At 48.5% G+C, this 1092-nt stretch carries 1 protein-coding gene; it reads left to right on the top strand.

Annotated features, from left to right (window positions below):
- Positions 1–697: 697 nt before the first annotated feature.
- Positions 698–1092, top strand: a 395-nt coding sequence (locus RMO15_RS17410; protein WP_369016132.1) for a prepilin-type N-terminal cleavage/methylation domain-containing protein, incomplete at its 3' end; no start/stop codon positions are given.

The following is a 1092-nucleotide window of genomic DNA, read 5'->3' as shown; positions in this document are numbered from 1 at the left end:
GAATTCGCACTACTTCGGTATTCGGTGGAAAGACACGTAAAACTGTAAGCGAACCGCCTGACCGTAAATCATGAGGCTAGTCTCTTGGGCTATTCCCGTACGCTGTTGGAATCCTATCTTTTGATGGCGGTTCACTTGCTGGTAGGTAGGCGTGCCGTACTTCACTGACAATCGGGATTCGAAGACAGCAGGGTCCCTTGGAAGCTGCTCAACCCCACTCGATTAACCGCGCAGGTTTCAACGACCCCTCGATCGAAGTTTGGGTGAACGACACCACCAAAATATTTTGAGGCCACAACTCAGCGGCTTAGTAAACGTGGCTCAAAGAGCCGTTGACCTGAGAAGAATTCTTACAATCCATTCAATTCCACGATGTTTAGTAAAAAGCTCTTGGCTTTTTTTGAAGATAGTGGTAGTCTTCACTTGAGCAGGTCTACGTTACGCCTTTTGGTGAAGTACACACTGCCATTACTTGGAGCATCTGTGCCAACGCGCGTCCATTTGCGCATGGTTGGGTGACCGTAGCCATTATCTTCCACCGGCTGTTTGTCTTAGTTCAAATTTGGCAAAATAAACCGCCTCTGCTGGATGATGATCTGGGATGAGAGTGACTTCTCTGCCCAAAACATTCGCTGATTCAGTGAATGGAATCATATACGGATTGGACAATGTCGTTCCGTTTCGTAAGGAAATCATCATGAAAAGAGCATTTACTCTCATCGAACTCTTGGTCGTCATCGCGATCATTGCGATTCTTGCTGCCATCCTATTTCCCGTCTTCGCTCAAGCAAAAGAAGCGGCGAAGAAGACTCAGTCACTGAACAACTGCAAGCAGATGGGCACCGCCCTTTCGCTGTACACCGGTGACTCAGACGATGGTTATCCAACCTGGTCCGACTACTGGGCACTTTACACTCAAGTTGGAGCCACCTACTACTACAACAACGCCGGCGTTCTCGCCCGGATGGGTGTTTCAGCGGACAGTCCAGCATTCTATTGGGATGCAAAAATTTATCCCTATGTCAAAAACGGTAATCCTCAAGGTGCAAGCTGGGCCGGAATGTGGCAATCACCTGCTTCAAGCTACAGAGG

Origin of the sequence: Armatimonas sp. (assembly GCF_031410135.1) — a bacterium.
Taxonomy (GTDB): Bacteria; Armatimonadota; Armatimonadia; order Armatimonadales; family Armatimonadaceae; genus Armatimonas.
This window is presented reverse-complemented; position numbering and strand designations above follow the sequence as displayed.